Origin of the sequence: Pseudomonas sp. FG-3G (assembly GCF_901007645.1) — a bacterium.
Lineage (GTDB): Bacteria > Pseudomonadota > Gammaproteobacteria > Pseudomonadales > Pseudomonadaceae > Aquipseudomonas > Aquipseudomonas rhizophila.
The window spans coordinates 1-21,257 of record NZ_CAAKGZ010000023.1 but is presented as its reverse complement, the minus strand read 5'-3'; the positions used below and the strand labels follow the sequence as shown (position 1 = coordinate 21,257).

The following is a 21,257-nucleotide window of genomic DNA, read 5'->3' as shown; positions in this document are numbered from 1 at the left end:
GGTTCCGCCCTTACGGCGGGTCACTTTTGCGCTCTTCAAAAATGACCCGCCGTAAGGGCGGAACCATAAGCCGCCGTTACCAAAGAAACGGATATTCACACAACCCTAACACCACACCGGGTCAAACCCGGAACCGCCCCACCAACGTCTGCAAATGAACCCCCAACCGCGCCAATTCAGCGCTCGAAGCGGCCGTCTCTTCACTGGACGACGCAGTTTGCTCCGACACATCGCGCACATTCAGCACACTGCGGTTGATCTCTTCGGCCACGGCACTCTGCTGCTCGGCCGCAGCGGCGATCTGCTGGTTCATCGACTGAATGGCCGAGACCGTGCGGGTGATGTTTTCCAGGGATCCACCGGCGCGGCGGGTCAGTTCGACGCTGTTGTCGGTCAGAGTGCGGCTGTTGTCCATGATGGTCGCGACCTGCTCGGTGCCCGACTGCAGGCCGACGATCAGTTCTTCGATTTCTTCAGTGGACTTCTGAGTGCGCTGGGCCAGGCTGCGGACCTCGTCAGCCACCACCGCAAAACCACGTCCGGCTTCGCCCGCACGGGCCGCTTCGATGGCCGCGTTGAGGGCCAGCAGGTTGGTTTGCTGGGCTACGGACTTGATCACGTCCAGTACGCTGCCGATCTTGTCGCTTTCCCGCTTGAGGTCGCCCATGGCTGTGGTGGAGTTACCCACTTCGAGGGCCAGGCGTTCGATCTGGGCGATGGCTTCGCCGACCACTTTTTCACCCTCGCGTGCCTGCTGGTCAGCCGCGACGGCCGCTTCGGAAGCTTCCTCGGCATTGCGCGCCACTTCTTGCACTGTGGCGGTCATTTCGTGCATGGCGGTGGCGACCTGGTCGGTTTCCACTTTCTGGCTGTTGACCCCGGCGCTGGTCTGTTCGGTCACGGCCGAGAGTTGTTCGGCGGCGCTGGCGATTTGCGTCACGCCGTCGCTGATGCCGCCGATCAATTGCCGCAGGCCCACGGTCATGCTCTGCATGGCGCGCTGCAATTGGCCCAGTTCGTCGCGGCGCTCGGAGGTGAGGTTGTGGGTCAGGTCGCCCGCGGCAATGCGCTCGGCGACTTTGAGGGTCTGGTCCAGCGGGCCGACGATCTGCCGGGTGATGACCAATGCTGCGATCACGCCGAACAACATGGCCAGCACGGCAGCCGATACCAGGACGGTCTTGGCCTGGGCGGCGTCGTGGTCGCGCACGGCAGTCTGGGACACGGTCAGGCTTTTGCTGGACTCAAGCAATACTTCGCCTTGCTCGGTCATGCGCTTGAGCGCCGCGGCTGTATCCAGTTGGGAATCGCGAAACTGACTGACCGCCGCACGGTAGGCGTTGATCGAATCGCTGGCTTGCTGCAGGTTGGCGGAGTGCTCCTCAGGCAACTGCGCCGGTAGGCGTGCGAGAAGTTTGAGGGCATCGGTAATGGCGTCAAGGGCCGGTTGCTGGGCTTCGTTCTTACCGCTGTAGGTGTAGCCGCGAACCTGATAACGCGCTTGCTGGATTGCCTTGCTCAGGGATACCACGTTGTTGAACTGGGCGATGTTCTCGCTTTCTAGCATCGCTTTTTCAACCTCGGCGACGCGGGCCACGGCGTTGTCGGCACTGGCGCCGAGTTTGCTGCGGGCATCTTCGCGGCTGACGGTGGCGCTGGCCATCTCGGCGAAGGCGCTTTTGTACTCGGCCACAGCGGCCAGTTGTTTGTCGATCAGTGCCACGTCGGCCGGTTGCTCGATCATCTGGCGGGCAGCGGTCAGGCCGGTCTCGAGTTTGGCAAGCAGATCGTTGACTGCCTGCGGACCGTTTTCACCCCGTGTGGTGTAGTAGTCCAGGCGTGCCAGGCGCAGGTCCTTGCTCAACTCGTTCAGGCTGGAAATGTAGCCCAGCTTGTCGCCACGGCTGATGACATTGCCCAGGCCGCTCCAGCCGGTGAAAGCGATCATCAAGGTTAGAAATAGCACCAGACCGAAGCCGAAGCCGAGTTTGCGATTGACGCTTACGTTTCCCAGACTCTGGGTAAGCATTCGGAACATGCTGATTTCTCCCTTGCTGCACTGAATTGGTTTTATGGGAGCTGTATCGGCGGGGCGGGAGGGATCTGTAGAAATGAACTGAGGATCCTGGTGCTCGCCACAAAAAACGGGCAAGCGACAGGGGTTCAGAACAACCGTGCGAGCAGCGCGGTAACGGCGGTTTCGACGCGCAGGATGCGTTCGCCCAGTTGTACCGGTTGCAGTCCGGCCTTGGCCAGCAGGTCGATTTCGTAAGGAATCCAGCCGCCTTCGGGGCCGATGGCCAGGGTCACGGGTTCGTCCAGCGCGCGAGGGCAGGGGGGGTAGTTCCCCGGATGGCCGACCAGACCGCGGGTGCCGTCCGCCATGGCCGGCAGGCGGTCTTCAACGAAGGGTTTGAAGCGCTTTTCGATGATGATCTCTGGCAGCACGCTGTCGCGCGCCTGCTCCAGGCCAAGGATCAGTTGTTCGCGAATGGCCTCGGGCTCCAGGAACGGGGTCTGCCAGAAGCTCTTTTCCACGCGGTAACTGTTGACCAGTACCACGCGCGGCACGCCCATGCTGGCGATGGTCTGGAACACTCGCCGGAGCATTTTCGGTCGAGGCAGGGCCAGCACCAGTGTCAGTGGCAGCTTGACCGGTGCAGGTTGGTCGAGTGTCACTTGCAGTTCGGCTTCATGGGCTTCCAGGCGCAGCACCTGGGCCGTGCCCATCAACCCGCCGATACGCCCGACCCGCAGGCTGTCACCGACGGCGCTACGGTGCACTTGCTGCATGTGGGTCAAGCGGCGATCGCTCAGCACGACGCGGTCAGGCCCGATGAAGTCGGCCTCTTCAAGCAGCAGCAGGTTCACGCTTGGGTCGCTGGCGGCTGGTCGTTATGGTCGTCGACCGGCTGATCGTCTGCTTCTTCCCGGCGCTTGCGCACCAGACCGCCGAACAGGATGCCGATCTCGAACAGCAGCCACATCGGCACGGCGAGCAGGGTCTGGGAGAAGATGTCCGGCGGGGTCAGGATCATGCCGACCACGAAGCAGCCGATGATCACGTACGGACGAATTTTCTTCAGGTACGCAACGTCGACCACGCCGATCCACACCAGCAGTACCACGGCTACTGGGATTTCGAACGCCACGCCGAAGGCGAAGAACAGCGTCATGACGAAATCCAGGTAGCTGGTGATGTCGGTCATCATTTCCACGCCCGCGGGAGTGGCGGCGGCAAAGAACTTGAAGATCAACGGGAATACGAAGAAGTAGGCGAAGGCCATGCCGGTATAGAACAGCAGAATGCTGGACACCAGCAGCGGCACGGCAACGCGTTTTTCATGCTTGTACAGGCCTGGCGCGATGAAGCCCCAGATCTGGTGCAGGATCACCGGGATCGCCAGGAACAACGAGACCATCATCGTCAGCTTGAGCGGCGTCAGGAACGGTGACGACACGTCGGTGGCGATCATCGTCGCGCCTTCCGGCAGGTACTGGCGCAGCGGTGTGGAAACGAAGGTGTAGATCTGTTGGGTGAAGGCAAACAGTCCGGCGAAGATGACGAAAATCGCCGCCACGCAACGCAACAGGCGGGTGCGCAACTCGGTGAGGTGCGATACCAGCGGCATCGGCTGGTCGTTTTCAGGAATATCGCTCATGGGGCTCGCGGCGGCAAAGTAGGGTCGTTAGGAACGGCTGGTGCCGCCACTGTCGGGGCGGGCTCCACGGGGTTCGCGGGCGCGGCTGCTACAGGCGGCGTGTCATCCACCGGCGCCTGGGGGGCAATCGTCGGCTCGACCGCTGGCTGAACCGGTGTCGGCTCCTGCTGGGTCGGGGTGAAGATTTTCCGCGCTTCCTGCTCCAAAGACAGAATGTGTTCGTTGTGCAGTTGCCGACGAATGTCGTCGGCCCCGATTTCACGTTCAACTTCCTGTTTGATCGCATTGAAGCTGCGCTTGAGCCGCCCGATCCATAGACCTGCGGTGCGCGCAGCGCCCGGCAGCCGCTCGGGGCCCAGTACCAGCAGGGCGACGAGGCCGACGAGCAGCAGTTCAGTGAAGCTGATCCCAAACATTAGTCAGTGCTCACGAGTCTTTGCGGGCCGGCTCTTCGACTTTCTGTGCCTGCACATCGATGGTGTGCGGGGCATTCACAGGTTGAGTGGCCTGTGGGTGAACCGGTTGGCTCGGCTGCGCTGGTTGAGCGGGCGTCGCTGCCGGGTCGGCCGGTTTTTCGTCGTCGTTCATGGCCTTGCGAAAGCCCTTGATCGACTCGCCAACGTCAGTGCCCAGGTTCTTGAGTTTCTTGGTGCCGAACACCAGTACCACGACCACCAGAATGACGACCCAGTGTTTCCAGTCAAAAATACCCATGTGGCTATTCCTCTCGTAAGTTGATCAGGCGGACGGACGCGAGGCTTTCTCGACGTGCCCGGACAGACCGAAACGACGGTCCAGTTCATCCAGTACAGCCTGCGGGTGCTGCCCCAGTTGGGCAAGCATGACCAGGCTATGGAACCACAGGTCGGCGGTCTCGTAGATCACGTCACTGCAGTCGCCGCTGATGGCGGCGTCCTTGGCGGCGATGATGGTCTCGACCGACTCTTCACCGACCTTTTCCAGAATCTTGTTCAAACCCTTGTGGTACAGACTGGCGACATAGGAACTGTCGGCCGCTGCGCCTTTGCGCTCTTCCAGCACCTGGGCCAGGCGGGTCAGGGTGTCACTCATGGGTATGTCCTGAATAAATGGCGTGCGGGTCCTTGAGCACCGGGTCGACGGTTTTCCAGTCGCCGTTCTCGAAGACGCGATAGAAGCAGCTTTGACGGCCGGTGTGGCAGGCGATCTCACCGACCTGCTCGACCATCAGGATGATGACGTCGCCGTCGCAGTCCAGGCGCATCTCGTGCAGGTGCTGCACGTGCCCGGATTCTTCACCCTTGCGCCACAGCTTGCCACGCGAACGTGACCAATAGATGGCGCGGTTCTCGGCGGCGGTCAGGGCCAGCGCTTCACGGTTCATCCAGGCCATCATCAGCACGCGCCCGGTCTTGTGATCCTGGGCGATGGCCGGCACCAGGCCGTCAGCGTCCCATTTGATCTCGTCCTGCCAGTTTTTCATCTTGGGTCCTGGGGCAGCGGCAAGCTTTGAGCTTCAAGCTGCAAGTAAAAGCAATACTGTGTTGTGTTGCGTTGATAGGTTCAACCCATGAACTTGCGGCTTGCAGCTTATCGCTTGCAGCTGATTCCTGCTATCGACGAACGACCAGATACAAACCAACGATGACCATGATGCCGGCGGGCCAGTGGCCCAGCTGACTCAACGGGCCCCCGCTCGCCAGTACTGCACCGCCACCCAGGTGAGCGGCGCCGAGCAGGCGCATGAACCAGTCGTCCCCGCGTTCTTTCCACGGCGGCGCGGGATCGTGGGCGTGGGGTTGGGACATGCGTTCGAGCAGGTCGCGGGTCATGTTGGCCAGGTGCGGGAGCTGCTCGAACTGGCTCTGCACGTTGCCCAGCAAGGTTTTGGGGCTCACACGCTCGCGCATCCAGCGTTCGAGGAACGGCTGGGCGGTGTTCCACAGGTCCAGGTCCGGGTATAGCTGGCGACCGAGGCCTTCGATGTTCAGCAAGGTTTTCTGCAACAGTACCAACTGCGGCTGAACCTCCATATTGAAGCGACGCGCGGTCTGGAACAGGCGCATCAGCACCTGGCCGAATGAAATATCTTTTAACGGTTTTTCGAAGATCGGTTCGCATACCGTGCGGATCGCCGCTTCGAATTCGTTGAGTTTGGTCTCGGCCGGCACCCAGCCGGAGTCGATGTGCAGTTGCGCGACGCGGCGGTAGTCGCGCTTGAAGAAGGCGAACAGGTTGCGGGCCAGATAGTCCTGGTCTTCGGGAGTCAGGCTGCCGACGATGCCGCAGTCGATGGCAATGTACTGCGGGCTCCACGGTTGCACGGTGCTGACGAAGATGTTGCCCGGGTGCATGTCGGCGTGGAAGAAGCTGTCGCGGAACACTTGGGTGAAGAAAATCTCCACGCCGCGTTCGGCCAGCAGTTTCATGTCGGTGCGCTGGTCGGCCAGGGTTTCCAGGTCGGTCACCTGGATGCCGTAGATACGCTCCATCACCAACACTTTCGGACGGCACCAGTCCCAATAGACTTGCGGCACGTAGAGCAGCGGCGAGCCTTCGAAGTTACGGCGCAGTTGGCTGGCGTTGGCGGCTTCGCGCAGCAGATCGAGTTCGTCGTAAATGGTTTTTTCGTAATCCAGGACCACGTCAACCGGGTGCAACAGGCGCGCATCGGCCGACAGCCGCTCGGCGGCCCGGGCGAGAATGAACAGCCACGCCAGGTCCTGGGCAATGATCGGCTTGAGACCCGGGCGGATAACTTTCACCACCACTTCTTCGCCGCTCTTGAGCTGCGCAGCGTGAACCTGGGCCACGGAGGCCGAGGCCAACGGCTCGACGTCGAAACGGCTGAACACTTCGCTGATCTTCTTGCCCAGTTGTTCTTCAATCAGGGCCACCGACACCTTTGAATCGAACGGCGGCACGCGGTCTTGAAGCATCATCAATTCATCGGCGATGTCTTCGGGCAACAGGTCGCGACGAGTCGAGAGGATCTGCCCGAACTTGATGAAGATCGGTCCCAGGTCCTGCAAGGCCAGGCGCAGGCGTGCGCCGCGACTCAGGTCCAGCGTTCGCCGGGGAAACCAGCGCCACGGCAGCACGAAGCGCAGCGCCAGCAAAAACCAGGGCAGCGGCAGGGCGAACAGCAGGTCATCGAGGCGATAGCGGATCACGACGCGCTGGATGCGCAACAAACGGCGGACGGCAAGCAGCTTCATGCGTTATCGCTTGGTTTCAAGGGAGCGGGAAAGGCGCTCGAAACGCGCCTCGAGACGTTCCAGGTCAAGTTTGATCTGGTCCAGTTCATTAAAGCGGGCGTCGGCTTCGCGTTGGCCTACGAGAGTACGCGATTCCTCGGCCAGGTATTCACTCAGATTCTGCCCCAGGCTGGCGAAGCCTTGGCGATACCAGCGAGTGCGGCTGCGCAGATGGCCACTGAGTAGCTGAGTGGCCACCGGCCCGAGCCAGCGGGATACTTCATATTCCCAGTCCAGCTCCAGGTCCTGGAGAATCGCCGCCAGTTCCAGCAGCACGCCGCTGTCGCCGTCCAGTTCCACCTCAGGGCCATGCAGCACGGCGGTCTTGTCCTTGCTCAGGGCCAGGTTCACCAGGCTCGATGCCGGGGCGCGCAGGGTGCAGTGGGCCTCGGCTTCCCAGTGTGCGGCGAGCATCAGGCCTTCGTCGCTGGGCAGGATGAACAGCCGCAACGCCGGGCTGCGGCAATCCACCGCAATCACCTTGCCGCTCAAGTGCGCCAGGCGCGCCAGCGCCGTACTGTCCAGGCGCAGGACGCGATTGACGCCGAGTTCGACGCTGGCGAGCAGGCCGGTGAGCAGCATCAGGGCTTGATACCGCGGTGCAGGGCCACGATGCCCGAGGTCATGTTGTGGTAGGTCACGCGGTCGAAACCGGCCTCGACCATCATCGACTTCAGGGTTTCCTGATCCGGGTGCATGCGGATCGATTCGGCCAGGTAGCGATAGCTTTCCGAGTCGTTGGTGATCAGCTTGCCCATCAGTGGCATGAAGGCGAACGAGTAGGCGTCGTAGGCCTTGGACATCAGCGCGTTGGTCGGCTTGGAGAATTCCAGTACCAGCAGACGGCCGCCGGGTTTGAGGACTCGTAGCATCGAGCGCAGGGCGTCTTCCTTGTGGGTGACGTTGCGCAGGCCGAAGGCGATGGTGACGCAATCGAAATGGTTGTCAGGGAAGGGCAGCTTCTCGGCGTCGGCCTGGACGAACTCGACATTGCCGGCCACACCCAGGTCCAGCAGGCGGTCACGACCGACCTTGAGCATGGACTCGTTGATGTCAGCGAGCACCACCTGACCGGTCGGCCCGACAATGTGAGAGAACTTCTTCGTCAGGTCGCCGGTGCCGCCGGCGATGTCCAGCACCCGATTGCCGCTGCGCACACCCGACAGTTCGATCGCGAAACGCTTCCACAGACGGTGCATGCCACCCGAGAGCAGATCGTTCATCAAGTCATATTTGGCGGCTACCGAGTGGAAAACCTCAGCGACTTTTTCCGCCTTCTGGCTTTCCGGCACGTTCTTGAAGCCGAAGTGAGTGGTGGGTTCGGCATCGCTGCCTTTGCGCTGATCAGTCATATCGCTGTCACCAAAAAAGAATGCGGGACATTCTAATCCCGGTGGAGGGCTTTGTCTTGGCAAGCCTGAAGGTAAGATGAGCGACCGCCGGGACGTTTTGACGCAGCCAGGGTCAGAAACGTGCAGGCAAGTCCCGATAAAACAGGAGTCATCAGATGGCCCGTATAACAGTTGAGCGTGCCCATGGCCTGGGCAAGGAAGCGGCCCGCGCGAAAGCCGACCAGTTGGCGCAGAAACTGTCCGACAGCTATGGCCTGGAGCCGCAGTGGTCGGGCGACACGCTGAAGCTCAAGCGCTCCGGGGTCAAAGGCGAGGTGCATGTGGGCGAGGACTCGATCCGTGTCGATGTCGAACTGGGCATGTTGATGTCGGCCATGAGCGGCACGATCAAGACGGAAATTGAAAAGGCGTTGGATAAAGCATTGGCTTGATTGAAGAGATGACTCAAGTTCATCACTCATTCACCTGTGGGAGCGAGCCTGCTCGCGATAGCGGCGTGTCATTCAACATCAATGTTGCCGGTCTATCGCCATCGCGAGCAGGCTCGCTCCCACAGGGGAAGTCATCACCTCGGATTCTGTGGCAGTAGTTAGGGTGCCGTTTCTAATTATTGTCACTACTTTGTGCCTGAGCCCGACCGTGTACGGGCAGTTCCTCAAACCTGTTATCGAGTGAGGTGCACCATGGCCAAAGTTATTTTGAAGAAAAAAACCGACGTTGAATCTTCCACGCTCAGCGACGTGAAAACGTACGCGCGCAAGATCTGGCTGGCGGGCCTGGGCGCCTACACCAAGGTCGGCCAGGAAGGCAGCGAGTACTTCCAGGAGTTGGTAAAAGCCGGTGAAGTTGTTGAAACCAAAGGCAAAAAAAACATTGCCGGAAAACTCGAGGCGGCCAACAGCGAACTGATTGAAGCCAAGACTGACGTCAACACGTTCAAGGCCCGGGTTGAAGTACAACTCGATAAAGTCGAGAAGGTATTCGACGCCCGTGTTGCAAGTGCCTTGAATCGTATCGGCATTCCGTCTAAACATGACGTTGAGACACTCTCTGCTAAGCTCGATGAGCTGACGGCATTGCTTGAACGTGTCGCGCGTAAACATTAAGGAGAACGGGATGGCTGGCAAAAAAATCACCGAAAAAGAAGGCAGCTCGTGGGCCGGGAAGATTGAAAAATACTCCCGCAAAATCTGGCTTGCTGGTTTAGGCGTGTACTCGAAGATTGACACTGACGGCAGCAAACTCTTCGAGTCCCTGGTTAAGGACGGCGAGAAGGCCGAAAAACTCACCAAGACGGCGGTCGGCAAACAAGTCGATGCCACCAAGGACTCCGTCGAGTCCGCCAAGTCGCGAATCGGCGGTGTGAAGGATCGCGCACTGGGCAAGTGGGACGAACTGGAAGGGGCTTTCGACAAGCGCCTGAACAGCGCGATCTCTCGGCTGGGCGTGCCGAGCCGCAATGAAGTCAAGGCGCTGCACAGCAAGGTCGACACCCTGACCAAGCAGATCGAAAAACTCACCGGCGCCAAGGTCGCGCCAGTGGCGGCCAAGACTGCGGCAGCCAAACCTGCCACCAAGACGGCAGCCAAGCCATTGGTCAAGGCCGCGGCGAAAGCCGTCGCTAAGCCTGCGGCAAAAGCAGCGGCCAAGCCGGCGGCGAAAACCGCAGCCGCCAAACCTGCCGCCAAGGCAGCGGCCAAGCCGGTAGCAGCCAAACCCGCGACCAAAGCAGCGGCCAAGCCGGCTGCCAAAACCGCGGCCGCCAAACCGGCTGCCAAGCCTGCGGCAAAAGCGGCGGCCAAACCCGCTGCGGCGAAAAAGCCTGCGGTGAAAAAACCGGCCGCGCCAAAAGCTGCCGCACCGAAGGCGCCGACTGCTGCCGCCAAACCGGCCGCCCCGACGAGCCCCGCGAACTCCGCTTCGGCTCCGACTCCGGCGGTTACCCCGACCGCTGCGCCGGCTCCATCGACGCCTACCACCCAGTCCTGATATCCAGGGCAAACAAAAACGCCCGGCCTGTGAAGGTCGGGTTTTTTTATGCGTATGCATTTGAATGCACCGCAGAAGCGGGCTTGCTCCCAGAGGGGGCTGGTGGTGATGCAAGTATTGAAATCACCCAGAAAACAATGTGGGAGCGAGCCTGCTCGCGATAGCGGTGTGTCAGCCACATTGATGTTGGATGTGCGTCCGCCATCGCGAGCAGGCTCGCTCCCACAAGGGATCTTCCTCTGCTGGTCGTTAGTCGTGCTCTTCCAGGTACCGCAACGCCAGTTGCTCGGTGGCAACCTTTGCCGCCGGCGGCAGATGCGGCGCTACCAGCATCATGACCTGATAGACCACCAGTCGAACCTCACCCTCGCGATCGAGGATTCGCTGATAGTCCAGCGAGAACAGTAAGGTCATGGTGATCTGTTCCACCAGTTGCCCCAATGCCTGGGTATCGCTGACCAGCATCCCCTGGGCCTTGAGTTGCGCCAGCAGCGAGGCCAGGGTGCGTTTCAGGGCGTTGAGCAACTGGCGGATGCCCTTGGCCAGTTTTGGCAGGCGTCCGGCCAGGTTCGACAGGTCCTGGAACAGAAACCGGTATTGAGCCAGCCGTTCGACGATCAGGTGCAGGAACAGCCAATAATCTTCCGGCGCCAGTTGTACATCTGCCGGTGGGTCCAGCAGCGGTGCCAGTTCGCCCTGGAAGCGCTCGAACAACCCGAGGATCAGGGGCTCCTTGCCATGAAAGTGGTAATAGAGATTGCCTGGGCTGATGCCTATTTCGTTGGCGACTTCCATGGTGGAAACGTTCGGTTCGCCCTTCTCATTGAACAACTGCAGGGCGCATTCAAGAATGCGGTCGCGGGTTTTCATCCGGTCTTCTTAGTGATGGAAATCGTGCCACGGCCCAGTGTCTGGCCGTGGAGTGAGCCCTTAGCGCACGCGCACATAGGTTCCCGGCGCCGCTTCCAGGGGCGGGTAGTTCGCGTTGCCCAGGGTCATCTGTGTTTCGTGTTGGGCGCCGGAGCGTTCCTGGACCCAACCCAGCCACTGGGTCCACCAACTGCCCTCGATGTGCTTGGCGTCGTAATACCAGGCTCGCGGGTCGCTGCTCAGTTTCGGGTTTTCGACGTAGTTGGCCTTGGGGTTGCCCGGCGGGTTGAGAATGCTTTGGACGTGACCGCTGTTGGACAGCACGAAGCGCCGCTCGCCACCGAGCAACAGCGTTGAGCGATAGACCGCGTCCCATGGCGTGATGTGGTCATTGATGCCCGCCACGCTGAAGCTGTCCACCGTCACTTTTTGCAGGTCGATCGGTGTGCCGCACACTTCCAGGCCGCCGGGGTGGGTCAAGGGATTGTGCTTGAAGAAGTCCAGTAGGTCGCCATGGTAGGCCGCCGGCAGTCGGGTGCAGTCGTTGTTCCAGTAGAGGATGTCGAACGCCGGCGGCTCCTTGCCCAGGAGGTAGTTGTTGATGAAATAAGTCCAGATCAGGTCATTGGGACGCATCCAGGCAAACACCCGGGCCATGTCGCGGCCATCGAGGATGCCTTTCTGATAGGAACGGCGCTTGGCGGCTTCCAGGGTCTGCTCGTCAATGAACAGCGTGGCCGGGCTCTCCATCTGGCTGTCCAGCAGGCTCACCAGGTAAGTGGCGCTGGCGACCCGGCGCAGTTGGCGCTTGGCTTGCAGATGGCCTTGCAGGGCGGCGATGGTCATGCCGCCGGCGCAGGCGCCCATCAGGTTGACCTCACGAGCGCCGGTGATCGCCCGGCAGACATTCATGGCTTCTTCCGTCGCCTCGACATAGCTGGACAAGCCCCATTCGCGGTGACGTACATCGGGGTTGCGCCAACTGATGATGAACACCTGCAAACCGTTTTTCAGGGCGTACTGGGCGAAGCTGTTGGAAGGGCTCAGGTCGAAGATGTAGAACTTGTTGATCTGCGGCGGCACGATCAGCAACGGCTTGGCGTATTGCTTTTCGCTCATGGACTTGTACTGGATCAGCTCGAGCATTTCGTTGCGAAACACCACCGCCCCCGGTGTGGTCGCCAGGGTCTTGCCGACTTCGAAGGCATGAGGTGTGACTTGCCGCGGCAGCCCGTCATTGTGCAGCAGGTCGTCCACCAAGTGGCTGATGCCACGAATCAGGCTGGTACCGCCGGAATTGAACAGCTCCTTGACCGCCAGCGGGTTGAGCAAGGTATTGGAAGGCGATACGGCATCATTGAGCAGGGCGAAAGCGAAGTGAGCCCGGGCACGGTCATCGGGGCTCATGTCGCATTCGTCGATCCAGCTCTTCATCTGTTTCTGCCAGCTCAGGTAGGCCTGCAGGCTGCGACGGTAGAACGGATTGAGCTCCCAGGTGGGATCGGCGAAACGCTTGTCGTTGGGGTTGGTGGGGTGCAGGGTTTCCCCTAGCAGCACGCGGCCCAACTGGCTGCCCAACTTCAACGCATGCCGGGCGCTGTGCACTGGGTTGCGCAAGCCGTGTACGGCAACACTGCGCAAGGTGGAAAGCAGGTCCCGGCCCCGCAGGCCGGTGACCGCACTTTGTGCGTTGATGAAGTTGGCAGGGGCGGGCATGGAACCCTTCGCCGGTTTGTCGCGCATGAGTCAACTCCTTCGTCATCAGGCTAAAAACAAACACACCGAACCAGACAACATAGTCGCTGTTCCGGGTAGTTGCGCGATCCGGCGTCCTGCCAGGCGCTTTTGGGCGGTGTCAGCCGCCACCCAGCGGCGCGGGATGCGGGTGCATGACCGCGCGCTGACGTTCTTCCTCCAGAAACTTCATGATGATCGGCGCCACAGCCTCGGCCCGGGTAATCAGGAACAGATGGCCGTCGTCGATGATGTGCAGCTGGGCGTTGGGGATGCGCCAGGCCAGCATGCGCATGTTGATCAACGGGATCAGTGGATCGTCGTCGCCGGCCAGCACCAGGGTCGGCTGGTGGATCTTGTGCAGCCAGTGGATGCTGGTCCAGCCCAGGCCGGCGAACAGTTGCCAGTAATAACCCAGCTTGCCGGCCGAACGCACCTTGGCCGCATGACTGGCCGCCAGGCTGGGGTCGCGGCGGAACGAGCCGCCGTAGATCAGTGGGGCGATACGCATAACGTGGGACGGTTGCACGTAGCGCCGGGGGCTGGCCATCATCCACAGCACTTTCGGTTTGCCCGGCACCATCACTGCGCCAGCGGCGGTGGCCGCCAGCACCAGCTTTTTGCAGCGCTCAGGGTAGTCATGGGCAAATTGCTGGGCCAGGGCGCCGCCCCAGGACACGCCGATCACGTTGACCTGTCCGTAATCGAGGTAATCGAGCATCCGCGCGGTGAGTTTTGCCAGGCCGGGAAAGCGATACGGCCGGCTGGGCGTCGACGAGCCGCCGACGCCGGGAACGTCAAAGGCGATGACTTCCAGGTCCGGGTCCAGGGCCTGGATGAACGGGAACACCAGCTCAAGGTTGGCGCCGATGCCGTTGAAAATCAGCAGGGGCGTCAAATGAGGCTTGCCGGGGCGTACCGCGGTGCGCAAGGTCTGGCCATCCAGATCGACGGTACGGAAGATGTACGGTTGCGGCATGCTTCAAGCCCTGTGGGTTGGGTCGCTGTCTTTCATTTTTCCCCCGATCCCTGTGGGAGCGAGCCTGCTCGCGATAAGGCCGTTGCATTCAACATCACTGTTGCCTGACGCACCGCTATCGCGAGCGGGCTCGCTCCCACATTGGATCTGCTGTTAACGCAAGTTTGCGTTCACCAGCGGCGTGGGCCTTGCATTAATGTCGGCTGTTGACATGCTTTCGTGAGTAACCTCACGGCTGCAACAGACGAGTTGCACCAGTTACCGCTCATGCACATACGTGCCCGGCGCCGCTTCTCCCGCCGGATAAGTCTTGTTGCCCAGCACCGTGGGTGCCTTTTTCAGTTTGCCCGAGCGTTCTGCCTGCCACGCCTGCCAATGCAGCCACCAGGAATCGGTGTGCTTGGTGGAGTTCTCCTGCCAGTCCTCGGCCTTGGCCGGCATGTCCTCGCTGGTCATGTAGCGCGACTTGGGGTTACCTGGTGGGTTGAGGATGCTTTGGATGTGACCGCTGCTCGACAGCACGAATTCCACCTTGCCGCCAAATAGCTGTGCGGATTTGTAGCAGGACTTCCAAGGGGTGATGTGGTCGTTGGTGCCGGCCAGGGAGAAGATGTCGGCGGTGACCTGCTTGAGGTCGATCGGTGTGCCGCACACTTCCAGTGCATTGGGCCGGATCAGCGGGTTGTTCTTGAACATCTCGATGAGGTCGCCATGGAATGCCGCCGGCAGCCGGGTGGTGTCGTTGTTCCAGAACAGAATGTCGAACACCGGCGGCTCGTTGCCCAGCAGATAGTTGTTGACCCAGTAGTTCCAGATCAGATCGTTGGGACGCATCCAGGCGAAGACCTTGGCCATGTCGCGACCTTCAAGCACGCCGGCTTGATAGGAGTGACGCTTGGCCGCCTCCAGGGTCTGCTCGTCGACGAACAGCGCCACGTCGGTGTCCAGGGTGGTGTCGAGCACGCTCACCAGCAGGGTCAGGGCGTTGACCTTCTTCTCGCCCAGAGCGGCGTAATGCCCCAGCAGCGCGGTGCAAGTGATGCCGCCCGAGCAGGCTCCGAGCATGTTCACATCCTTGCTGCCGGTGATGGCCGTGACCACGTCCACCGCTTCCTTGAGTGCCTCGATGTAGGTCGACAGGCCCCACTCGCGCTGCTCCTTGGTGGGGTTGCGCCAGCTGACAATGAACGTCTGCACATTGCTGCGCAGGCAGAAGCGCGCCAGGCTCTTGTCCGGGCTCAGGTCGAAGACGTAGAACTTGTTGATCTGCGGCGGCACCACCAGCAGTGGGCGCTCGTGGACCTGTTCGGTGATGGGGCGGTACTGGATCAACTCCAGCACGTCGTTGCGAAACACCACGGCGCCTTCCGTCACGCCCAGGCTCTTGCCGACTTCGAATGCGCCCATGTCGACCTGGCTCGGCATCCCGCCGTTGTGCACCAGGTCCTTGGCCAGGTGCGAAAGGCCGTCCAGCAGGCTCTTGCCGCCGGTTTCGAAAAAGCGTTTGACCGCCGCCGGGTTGGCTGCCGAATTGGTCGGGGCCATGGCCTCGGTCATCAGGTTGATCACGAAGTGCCCGCGGCTGATGTCCTGGGGCGAAAGGTTGCTCTCGTCGATCCAGGCGTGCAGCTCCTTGCGCCACGCCAGGTAGGTTTGCAGATAGCGTTTGTAGAGCGGGTTCTGGCTCCAGGCCGGGTCGTTGAAGCGACGGTCATCGCCCGCAGGTTGCAGCTCGGATCTGCCGAACAGGACGTTCTTGAGTTCGACGCCGAAATGGGCGACGTGCTTGACGCTGTGCAGCGGTTGTTTGATGGCCTGGGTCAGCACCATTCGGGCAGAGGCCAGCAGATCTTTTCTGCGCAAGCCGACGACAGGATTCAACCCCAGGGTATTTTCCGAGGCTTGGTACTTCAGGTCATCGTTGTTCTTGTTGCTCATCTACGACGCTCCATTGTCCTTCAGACGAGTACCTGGGCCATGCCAGAAAGCCCATAGCCAATGCCAGGTACGCTGCTCGGGTGACCATTAATTCCGCATCGAGGCAATGAGGAAACATGTGCAAGGAATTCGCCGATTCCTTTGCAGGGAACTTGCCAGCTCCATTGGTTACCCGAGTTTAATTTTTTTCGCAAGCAGGCCAGTCATTGACGTTGCCGCGGGGGCATTCAAGCAGATGAGTCTAGAAAATTCGCCCTAAAGCGCCAGCCCTTGAGTTAGAGCATCAGCTTGACGACCGACTCGTTCGGGTCGCGGGTTTTTCCGGCCGCCTTGAGTTCGGCAAGATAATCGTTCCACAGGTCCTCCTGGCGTACCGCCAACTGGTACAGGTAGTCCCAGGTGAACAGTCCGCTGTCGTGACCGTCGTCGAAGGTCAATTTCAGTGCGTACTGGCCGGCCGGTTCGACCTTGGTCAGGCCGACGCCGATTTTTCCGTATTGCAGGATCGGTTTGCCGTGGCCCTGGACCTCGGCGGAAGGCGAGTGCACCCGCAGGAATTCGGCGGGCAGGTGATACTCCTCGTCCGGCGCGTATTTGAGCGTCAGGGTCTTGGAGGCTTTGTGCAGGTTGATGGCGCTGGGGAGTTTGGTCATGGAGGCAGCTTACAAGTTACAAGCTACAAGCTACAAGCTGGAGGTGACCAGCTTGAGGCTTGCAGCTTGTGGCTTGTGGCTTGTGGCTTAGAGAATATACCGCGACAGGTCTTCGTTCTCTGCCAATTCACCCAGGTGGCTGTTGACGTACTCGGCATCGATGAGGATCGGCGCTTCGTTATGGGCGCTGGCCAGGTCGCCGGCACTGAACGAGACTTCCTCGAGCAGGCGTTCGAGCAGGGTGTGCAGGCGCCGGGCACCGATGTTCTCGGTCTTCTCGTTGACCTGCCAGGCGATCTGCGCCAGGCGCTTGATGCCTTCCGGCGCGAACTCGATGTTCAGGCCTTCGGTCTTGAGCAGGGCGCAATACTGTTCGGTCAGGGACGCGTGGGGTTCGCTCAGGATGCGTTCGAAGTCTTCCGGCGTCAGGGCCTTGAGCTCGACGCGGATCGGCAGGCGACCTTGCAGCTCGGGCACCAGGTCGCTGGGCTTGCTCAGGTGGAACGCACCGGAGGCGATGAACAGGATGTGGTCGGTCTTGACCATGCCCAGCTTGGTGTTGACCGTGCAGCCTTCGATCAGTGGCAGCAGGTCGCGTTGCACGCCTTCGCGGGACACGTCGGCGCCGCCGACATTGCCGCGCTTGGCGACCTTGTCGATTTCGTCGATGAACACAATGCCGTGCTGCTCGACGGCCTCCAGGGCCTTGGCCTTCAACTCTTCTTCGTTGACCAGGCGACTGGCTTCTTCATCGCGAACCAGTTTCAGCGCTTCCTTGACCTTGAGCTTGCGGTTCTTGCGCTTGCCCTTGCCCATGTTGGCGAACAGGCTTTGCAATTGATTGGTCATTTCCTCCATGCCGGGCGGCGCGGAGATGTCGACGCCGGCCATTTCGGCCACTTCGATCTCGATTTCCTTGTCGTCGAGCTGGCCTTCGCGCAGGCGCTTGCGGAACAGCTGGCGAGTGTTGGAATCCTGGGTCGCAGCGGATTCGGCGTTGAAGCCCATGCGCGCTGGCGGCAGCAGCGCGTCGAGGATGCGCTCTTCGGCAGCATCTTCGGCACGGTGACGAACCTTGGTGATTTCCTGTTCGCGCAGCAACTTGATGGCGGCATCGGCCAGGTCGCGGATGATCGATTCGACGTCGCGACCGACATAACCGACTTCGGTGAACTTGGTGGCTTCGACCTTGATGAACGGCGCGTTGGCCAGTTTGGCCAGGCGACGGGCGATTTCGGTTTTACCGACACCGGTCGGGCCGATCATCAGGATGTTCTTGGGGGTCACTTCGACGCGCAGCTCTTCAGGCAGCTGCATCCGACGCCAGCGGTTACGCAAGGCGATGGCGACGGCGCGCTTGGCATCGTCCTGGCCGATGATGTGGCGGTTGAGTTCGTGGACGATTTCGCGGGGAGTCATGGACATAGTATTTGGCGGTCCTCAAGCAGGAATGAGCCGTGGCACAGGGCCAGGCTTATTCCGCGAGATCCTGCTCCTCAATGGTCTGGGTGTGGTTGGTGAAGACGCAGATGTCGCCGGCGATGCCCAAGGCAGTCTCGACGATTTCGCGGGCCGACAGATCGGTCTTTTTCAACAGGGCGCTGGCTGCGGCCTGGGCGTAGGCGCCGCCGGAACCCATGGCGATCAGGCCATCCTCGGGTTCAACGACGTCACCGTTACCGGTAATGATCAGCGAGGCGTCCTTGTTGGCGACCGCGAGCATGGCTTCGAGGCGGCTCAGGGAGCGGTCGGTACGCCATTCCTTGGCCAGTTCCACGGCGGCGCGCACCAGGTGGCCCTGATGTTTCTCAAGCTGGCCTTCGAAACGCTCAAACAGGGTGAAAGCATCGGCGGTGGCCCCGGCGAAGCCGGCGATGACCTGGCCGTGGTACAGGCGGCGGACTTTCTTCGCATTGCCTTTCATCACGGTGTTGCCTAGTGAAACCTGGCCGTCGCCGCCCATGACGACTTTGCCATGACGGCGGACTGAAACGATGGTGGTCAAGGGAAGAGTCTCCACGCAGCGGGGCGAAAATGCCCGGATGGAACTCATATGGGGGTGGCGTAGGTTTTTTCAACTGCGGGGTGGGAGAGGGGACGAGTGGCGTCCTGGGGGGCAATCAAGTTTGTGGCAAAGGCATTCACTGTGGCGAGGGAGCTTGCTCCCGCTGGACCGGGCTGGCGCTCCAGCGCGCAGCGGTCCCAAGCTTTTGGGGCTGCTACGCAGCCCAGCGGGAGCAAGCTCCCTCGCCACAAAAGCCCCGCCGCACCGGGTGTTTTCAGCAGAAGTCAGCGGCTCTGGCGCTGTTGTAACAACAGGTTGCTGAAACCGCTGCCGGCCAATTGTTTTTGGGCTTTTGTCAGTTCTTCGCGGTTGCTGAACGGACCGACCAGCACCCGATACCAGGTCTCTTCCTTCACCGTGCCGGACTCCACCGCCACGGACTGGCCCAGCAGAATGATCTGCGCGCGTACCTTGTCGGCGTCGGCTTCCTTGCGGAACGAGCCGGCCTGCAGGAAGAACTTCGTCACCGGAGCGGCTTTCTGCACGGGCGGAGCCGGCGGCGGCGTGATGCCGGCCAGGGCTGCCTGAGCGCGAGCGGTGTCGATCTTCGCCGCTTCGGCCGGAGTTACCGGCGTGGTGGGCACCTGTGGCGTCGGCAGGGTTTTCTCCGGCACGGCATCGGGCGGCACGATGACTTCCGATTCCGGCAGCAGGGTGTAGAAGTCGTACTTGGGCTTGACCGGTTGCGTCGGGCTCGGCGGGGTCTTGTTGGCCTCGGCGATGCGCGTCGCTTTCTGTTGCTCTTGGCGCACGCGCTTGACGTCATCGCCCTGGCCCGGCTCCAGCTTCATCAGAAACACAATGAAAGCGCCGACGGTCAGGCCGATAGCCATCCACAACCAGCCGGGAATCGGCTGTTTGGCTGGGGGCTGGTAACGACTGGCGCCGCGTTTGGGTGCAGGTTTTTTCTTGGCGGCCAACTTACATGCGCTCCAGCGTTTCCAGGCCCAGCAGTTCCAGACCTTGCTTGAGGGTGCGCCCGGTCAGTGCGGCGAGGCGCAGGCGACTCTGCATTTGCTCTGGCGTTTCGGCGTTGAGGATCGGGCAGTTCTCGTAGAAGCTGGAGAACAGACCGGCCACATCGTACAGGTACGCGCACAGGGTGTGTGGGGTGCCTTTGTCTGCGACGTTGTTCAGCACTTCACCGAACTGCGCCAGTTTCGCCGCCAGCTCCTGTTCGTGAGGGGCTTGAAGCACAATCCGGCCGTCGACCTCATCGAAGTTCTTGCCGAGCTTGCGGAACACACCGGCCACGCGGGTGTAGGCGTACAGCAGGTAGGGCGCGGTATTGCCTTCGAAGTTGAGCATCAGGTCGAAGTTGAAGCTGTAGTCGCTGGTGCGGTGCTTGGACAGGTCGGCGTATTTCACCGCGTCGATGCCCACGACCTTGGCGATCTGGCGCAGTTCGTCTTCGGCCAGGTCCGGGTTCTTGCCCTTGACCAGGGTGTAGGCGCGATCCTGGGCTTCGCTCAGCAGGTCGATGAGCTTGACCGTGCCACCGTCGCGGGTCTTGAACGGACGGCCGTCGGCGCCGTTCATGGTGCCGAAGCCCATGTGTTCCATCTCCATCGGACGGGTCACGAAACCGGCCTGGCGTGCGACTTCGAACACTTGCTGGAAGTGCAGGGCCTGGCGCTGGTCGACGAAATACAGCACTCGATCGGCCTTGAGCACGTTGTTGCGGTAGCGCACGGCCGCCAGGTCGGTGGTGGCGTAGAGGTAGCCGCCGTCAGCCTTGACGATGATCACCGGCAGCGGCTCACCGTCAGCGGTCTTGAACTGCTCGAGGAATACGCACTGGGCGCCGTTGCTTTCCACCAGCATGCCCTTGGCTTTCAGGTCGTTGACCACGTTGATCAGGTCGTCGTTGTAGGCGCTTTCGCCCATCACGTCAGCCATGGTCAATTTGACGTTCAGCAGTTCGTAGATTTTCTGGCAGTGGGACAGGGAGATGTCCTTGAACTTGGTCCACAGCGCCAGGCACTCGGCATCGCCGGCCTGCAGCTTGACCACCAGGCCGCGGGCACGGTCGGCGAACTCGGGCGACTCGTCGAAGCGTTGCTTGGCGGCGCGGTAGAAGTTCTCCAGGTCCGAGAGTTCATCGCTGGTGATCGGGTTTTCCTGCAGGTAGGCCATCAGCATGCCGAACTGGGTGCCCCAGTCGCCGACGTGGTTCTGGCGGATCACCGTGTCGCCGAGAAACTCCAGTACCCGGGCCACGCCGTCACCAATGATGGTCGAGCGCAGATGGCCGACATGCATTTCCTTGGCGAGGTTGGGGGCCGAAAGGTCGACCACGGTGCGTTGCAGCGGACCGGCCTTGCGCACGCCGATGCGTTCGTCGGCCAGGGCCGCGTCCAGGCGTGAGGCCAGGGCCTGGGTGTTCTGGAAGAAATTGATGAAGCCTGGGCCGGCAATGTCAGCCTTGCTGACGTTTTCGTCAGCCGGCAGCGCGGCGATGATCTTTTCGGCCAGGTCCCGCGGTTTCATGCCGGCCGGTTTGGCGAGCATCATCGCGATGTTGCTGGCGAAATCGCCGTGGGTCTTGTCACGGGTGTTTTCGACCTGAATCGCCGGCGACAGGCCTTCTGGCAGCACACCTTCAGCGACGAGTTGGGCGATGGCTTGCTGGATGAGCTGGCGAATGGTGTCTTTCATGGTCTTCTCTTTCAACCGCAGGCGCGGCGGCGCTTCGATGCGCTGGTGGAAAAACTGGGCATTATCCGTGGCGAAGGCAAGCTTGCCAACTGTAGCGGGTCGGGTGGGGATGTGTGGTGGC

The 21,257-nt window shown here is 61.2% G+C and carries 21 protein-coding genes and 1 pseudogene; 3 read left to right on the top strand and 19 right to left on the bottom strand.

The window, feature by feature from the left end; genetic code table 11:
- Nucleotides 1-121: 121 nt before the first annotated feature.
- The 10 genes and pseudogenes from PSEUDOMOFG3G_RS16320 to ubiE form a co-directional block, all read right to left on the bottom strand.
- Nucleotides 122-2,029, bottom strand: a complete 1,908-nt coding sequence (locus tag PSEUDOMOFG3G_RS16320; protein WP_373685088.1) for a methyl-accepting chemotaxis protein — start codon at nucleotides 2,027-2,029, stop codon at nucleotides 122-124.
- Between the two features lie 134 nt (nucleotides 2,030-2,163).
- Nucleotides 2,164-2,871: a 16S rRNA (uracil(1498)-N(3))-methyltransferase gene (locus tag PSEUDOMOFG3G_RS16315; protein ID WP_139048636.1), complete on the bottom strand. Its 708-nt coding sequence runs from the start codon at nucleotides 2,869-2,871 to the stop codon at nucleotides 2,164-2,166.
- Entirely contained in the window at nucleotides 2,868-3,662 is a 795-nt protein-coding gene (gene tatC / locus PSEUDOMOFG3G_RS16310) for a twin-arginine translocase subunit TatC (protein WP_076383016.1), read from the bottom strand. The genes PSEUDOMOFG3G_RS16315 and tatC overlap by 4 nt, the downstream gene beginning before the upstream one ends.
- Nucleotides 3,659-4,078, bottom strand: a complete 420-nt coding sequence (gene tatB, locus PSEUDOMOFG3G_RS16305; protein WP_047225989.1) for a Sec-independent protein translocase protein TatB — start codon at nucleotides 4,076-4,078, stop codon at nucleotides 3,659-3,661. The genes tatC and tatB overlap by 4 nt, the downstream gene beginning before the upstream one ends.
- 10 nt (nucleotides 4,079-4,088) lie before the next feature.
- A complete protein-coding gene (locus tag PSEUDOMOFG3G_RS16300) occupies nucleotides 4,089-4,376 on the bottom strand; it encodes a twin-arginine translocase TatA/TatE family subunit (RefSeq protein ID WP_047225988.1) in 288 nt (95 codons plus the stop codon).
- Between the two features lie 24 nt (nucleotides 4,377-4,400).
- Nucleotides 4,401-4,733 carry a phosphoribosyl-ATP diphosphatase gene (locus PSEUDOMOFG3G_RS16295; RefSeq protein ID WP_003186671.1) on the bottom strand — a complete coding sequence of 111 codons (333 nt, stop codon included), beginning with the start codon at nucleotides 4,731-4,733 and terminating at the stop codon, nucleotides 4,401-4,403.
- On the bottom strand, nucleotides 4,726-5,124 hold the full coding sequence (gene hisI / locus PSEUDOMOFG3G_RS16290) for a phosphoribosyl-AMP cyclohydrolase (protein ID WP_003196931.1): 399 nt from the start codon (nucleotides 5,122-5,124) through the stop codon (nucleotides 4,726-4,728). The genes PSEUDOMOFG3G_RS16295 and hisI overlap by 8 nt, the downstream gene beginning before the upstream one ends.
- A 130-nt stretch (nucleotides 5,125-5,254) precedes the next feature.
- Nucleotides 5,255-6,859: a ubiquinone biosynthesis regulatory protein kinase UbiB gene (ubiB, locus tag PSEUDOMOFG3G_RS16285; RefSeq protein ID WP_139048635.1), complete on the bottom strand. Its 1,605-nt coding sequence runs from the start codon at nucleotides 6,857-6,859 to the stop codon at nucleotides 5,255-5,257.
- Nucleotides 6,856-7,480 (bottom strand): annotated as a pseudogene (locus PSEUDOMOFG3G_RS16280) (SCP2 domain-containing protein). The gene ubiB and the pseudogene PSEUDOMOFG3G_RS16280 overlap by 4 nt, the downstream one beginning before the upstream one ends.
- Nucleotides 7,480-8,250 (bottom strand): bifunctional demethylmenaquinone methyltransferase/2-methoxy-6-polyprenyl-1,4-benzoquinol methylase UbiE, encoded by a 771-nt coding sequence (ubiE, locus tag PSEUDOMOFG3G_RS16275; RefSeq protein ID WP_047225985.1) that lies wholly within the window; start codon nucleotides 8,248-8,250, stop codon nucleotides 7,480-7,482. The pseudogene PSEUDOMOFG3G_RS16280 and the gene ubiE overlap by 1 nt, the downstream one beginning before the upstream one ends.
- A 155-nt stretch (nucleotides 8,251-8,405) precedes the next feature.
- Between ubiE and PSEUDOMOFG3G_RS16270 the strand changes: the two genes are divergently transcribed.
- The 3 genes from PSEUDOMOFG3G_RS16270 to PSEUDOMOFG3G_RS16260 all read left to right on the top strand — a co-directional run bounded on the left by PSEUDOMOFG3G_RS16270 (nucleotide 8,406) and on the right by PSEUDOMOFG3G_RS16260 (nucleotide 10,239).
- Entirely contained in the window at nucleotides 8,406-8,681 is a 276-nt protein-coding gene (locus tag PSEUDOMOFG3G_RS16270; RefSeq protein WP_076383012.1) for a polyhydroxyalkanoic acid system family protein, read from the top strand.
- 252 nt (nucleotides 8,682-8,933) lie between these two features.
- Entirely contained in the window at nucleotides 8,934-9,356 is a 423-nt protein-coding gene (locus PSEUDOMOFG3G_RS16265; protein ID WP_076383010.1) for a phasin family protein, read from the top strand.
- Nucleotides 9,357-9,366: 10 nt separating this feature from the next.
- Nucleotides 9,367-10,239, top strand: coding sequence for a phasin family protein (locus PSEUDOMOFG3G_RS16260; protein WP_076383008.1), 873 nt, complete (start codon nucleotides 9,367-9,369; stop codon nucleotides 10,237-10,239).
- A gap of 249 nt (nucleotides 10,240-10,488) precedes the next feature.
- On the opposite strand, the gene PSEUDOMOFG3G_RS16255 is transcribed toward PSEUDOMOFG3G_RS16260, so the two are convergent.
- The 9 genes from PSEUDOMOFG3G_RS16255 to argS form a co-directional block, all read right to left on the bottom strand.
- A complete protein-coding gene (locus PSEUDOMOFG3G_RS16255) occupies nucleotides 10,489-11,109 on the bottom strand; it encodes a TetR/AcrR family transcriptional regulator (RefSeq protein ID WP_047225981.1) in 621 nt (206 codons plus the stop codon).
- Between the two features lie 60 nt (nucleotides 11,110-11,169).
- Nucleotides 11,170-12,852: a class II poly(R)-hydroxyalkanoic acid synthase gene (phaC, locus tag PSEUDOMOFG3G_RS16250; protein ID WP_139048634.1), complete on the bottom strand. Its 1,683-nt coding sequence runs from the start codon at nucleotides 12,850-12,852 to the stop codon at nucleotides 11,170-11,172.
- Between the two features lie 112 nt (nucleotides 12,853-12,964).
- Nucleotides 12,965-13,822 carry a poly(3-hydroxyalkanoate) depolymerase gene (phaZ, locus tag PSEUDOMOFG3G_RS16245; RefSeq protein ID WP_047225979.1) on the bottom strand — a complete coding sequence of 286 codons (858 nt, stop codon included), beginning with the start codon at nucleotides 13,820-13,822 and terminating at the stop codon, nucleotides 12,965-12,967.
- A gap of 258 nt (nucleotides 13,823-14,080) precedes the next feature.
- Nucleotides 14,081-15,760: a class II poly(R)-hydroxyalkanoic acid synthase gene (phaC, locus tag PSEUDOMOFG3G_RS16240; protein WP_047225978.1), complete on the bottom strand. Its 1,680-nt coding sequence runs from the start codon at nucleotides 15,758-15,760 to the stop codon at nucleotides 14,081-14,083.
- Between the two features lie 275 nt (nucleotides 15,761-16,035).
- Nucleotides 16,036-16,413, bottom strand: a complete 378-nt coding sequence (locus PSEUDOMOFG3G_RS16235) for a gamma-butyrobetaine hydroxylase-like domain-containing protein (RefSeq protein ID WP_047225977.1) — start codon at nucleotides 16,411-16,413, stop codon at nucleotides 16,036-16,038.
- Between the two features lie 87 nt (nucleotides 16,414-16,500).
- Nucleotides 16,501-17,838 (bottom strand): ATP-dependent protease ATPase subunit HslU, encoded by a 1,338-nt coding sequence (hslU, locus tag PSEUDOMOFG3G_RS16230; protein WP_047225976.1) that lies wholly within the window; start codon nucleotides 17,836-17,838, stop codon nucleotides 16,501-16,503.
- Between the two features lie 49 nt (nucleotides 17,839-17,887).
- A complete protein-coding gene (gene hslV, locus PSEUDOMOFG3G_RS16225) occupies nucleotides 17,888-18,418 on the bottom strand; it encodes an ATP-dependent protease subunit HslV (protein ID WP_003186641.1) in 531 nt (176 codons plus the stop codon).
- A gap of 284 nt (nucleotides 18,419-18,702) precedes the next feature.
- Nucleotides 18,703-19,398 (bottom strand): SPOR domain-containing protein, encoded by a 696-nt coding sequence (locus PSEUDOMOFG3G_RS16220; RefSeq protein WP_047225975.1) that lies wholly within the window; start codon nucleotides 19,396-19,398, stop codon nucleotides 18,703-18,705.
- A 1-nt stretch (nucleotide 19,399) separates the two neighbouring features.
- Entirely contained in the window at nucleotides 19,400-21,136 is a 1,737-nt protein-coding gene (gene argS, locus PSEUDOMOFG3G_RS16215) for an arginine--tRNA ligase (RefSeq protein ID WP_139048633.1), read from the bottom strand.
- Nucleotides 21,137-21,257: the final 121 nt, after the last annotated feature.

What these genes read in the sequence shown, in the direction of transcription:
- tatB (WP_047225989.1), bottom strand. Translation starts at nt 4,078, where the DNA reads ATGTTTGGGATCAGCTTCACTGAACTGCTGCTCGTCGGCCTCGTCGCC.
- PSEUDOMOFG3G_RS16260 (WP_076383008.1), top strand. Translation starts at nt 9,367, where the DNA reads ATGGCTGGCAAAAAAATCACCGAAAAAGAAGGCAGCTCGTGGGCCGGG.
- PSEUDOMOFG3G_RS16300 (WP_047225988.1), bottom strand. Translation starts at nt 4,376, where the DNA reads ATGGGTATTTTTGACTGGAAACACTGGGTCGTCATTCTGGTGGTCGTG.
- PSEUDOMOFG3G_RS16295 (WP_003186671.1), bottom strand. Translation starts at nt 4,733, where the DNA reads ATGAGTGACACCCTGACCCGCCTGGCCCAGGTGCTGGAAGAGCGCAAA.
- tatC (WP_076383016.1), bottom strand. Translation starts at nt 3,662, where the DNA reads ATGAGCGATATTCCTGAAAACGACCAGCCGATGCCGCTGGTATCGCAC.
- PSEUDOMOFG3G_RS16265 (WP_076383010.1), top strand. Translation starts at nt 8,934, where the DNA reads ATGGCCAAAGTTATTTTGAAGAAAAAAACCGACGTTGAATCTTCCACG.
- phaZ (WP_047225979.1), bottom strand. Translation starts at nt 13,822, where the DNA reads ATGCCGCAACCGTACATCTTCCGTACCGTCGATCTGGATGGCCAGACC.
- argS (WP_139048633.1), bottom strand. Translation starts at nt 21,136, where the DNA reads ATGAAAGACACCATTCGCCAGCTCATCCAGCAAGCCATCGCCCAACTC.
- PSEUDOMOFG3G_RS16320 (WP_373685088.1), bottom strand. Translation starts at nt 2,029, where the DNA reads ATGCTTACCCAGAGTCTGGGAAACGTAAGCGTCAATCGCAAACTCGGC.
- PSEUDOMOFG3G_RS16255 (WP_047225981.1), bottom strand. Translation starts at nt 11,109, where the DNA reads ATGAAAACCCGCGACCGCATTCTTGAATGCGCCCTGCAGTTGTTCAAT.
- PSEUDOMOFG3G_RS16270 (WP_076383012.1), top strand. Translation starts at nt 8,406, where the DNA reads ATGGCCCGTATAACAGTTGAGCGTGCCCATGGCCTGGGCAAGGAAGCG.
- phaC (WP_047225978.1), bottom strand. Translation starts at nt 15,760, where the DNA reads ATGAGCAACAAGAACAACGATGACCTGAAGTACCAAGCCTCGGAAAAT.
- ubiB (WP_139048635.1), bottom strand. Translation starts at nt 6,859, where the DNA reads ATGAAGCTGCTTGCCGTCCGCCGTTTGTTGCGCATCCAGCGCGTCGTG.
- hslU (WP_047225976.1), bottom strand. Translation starts at nt 17,838, where the DNA reads ATGTCCATGACTCCCCGCGAAATCGTCCACGAACTCAACCGCCACATC.
- ubiE (WP_047225985.1), bottom strand. Translation starts at nt 8,250, where the DNA reads ATGACTGATCAGCGCAAAGGCAGCGATGCCGAACCCACCACTCACTTC.
- hisI (WP_003196931.1), bottom strand. Translation starts at nt 5,124, where the DNA reads ATGAAAAACTGGCAGGACGAGATCAAATGGGACGCTGACGGCCTGGTG.
- phaC (WP_139048634.1), bottom strand. Translation starts at nt 12,852, where the DNA reads ATGCGCGACAAACCGGCGAAGGGTTCCATGCCCGCCCCTGCCAACTTC.
- PSEUDOMOFG3G_RS16235 (WP_047225977.1), bottom strand. Translation starts at nt 16,413, where the DNA reads ATGACCAAACTCCCCAGCGCCATCAACCTGCACAAAGCCTCCAAGACC.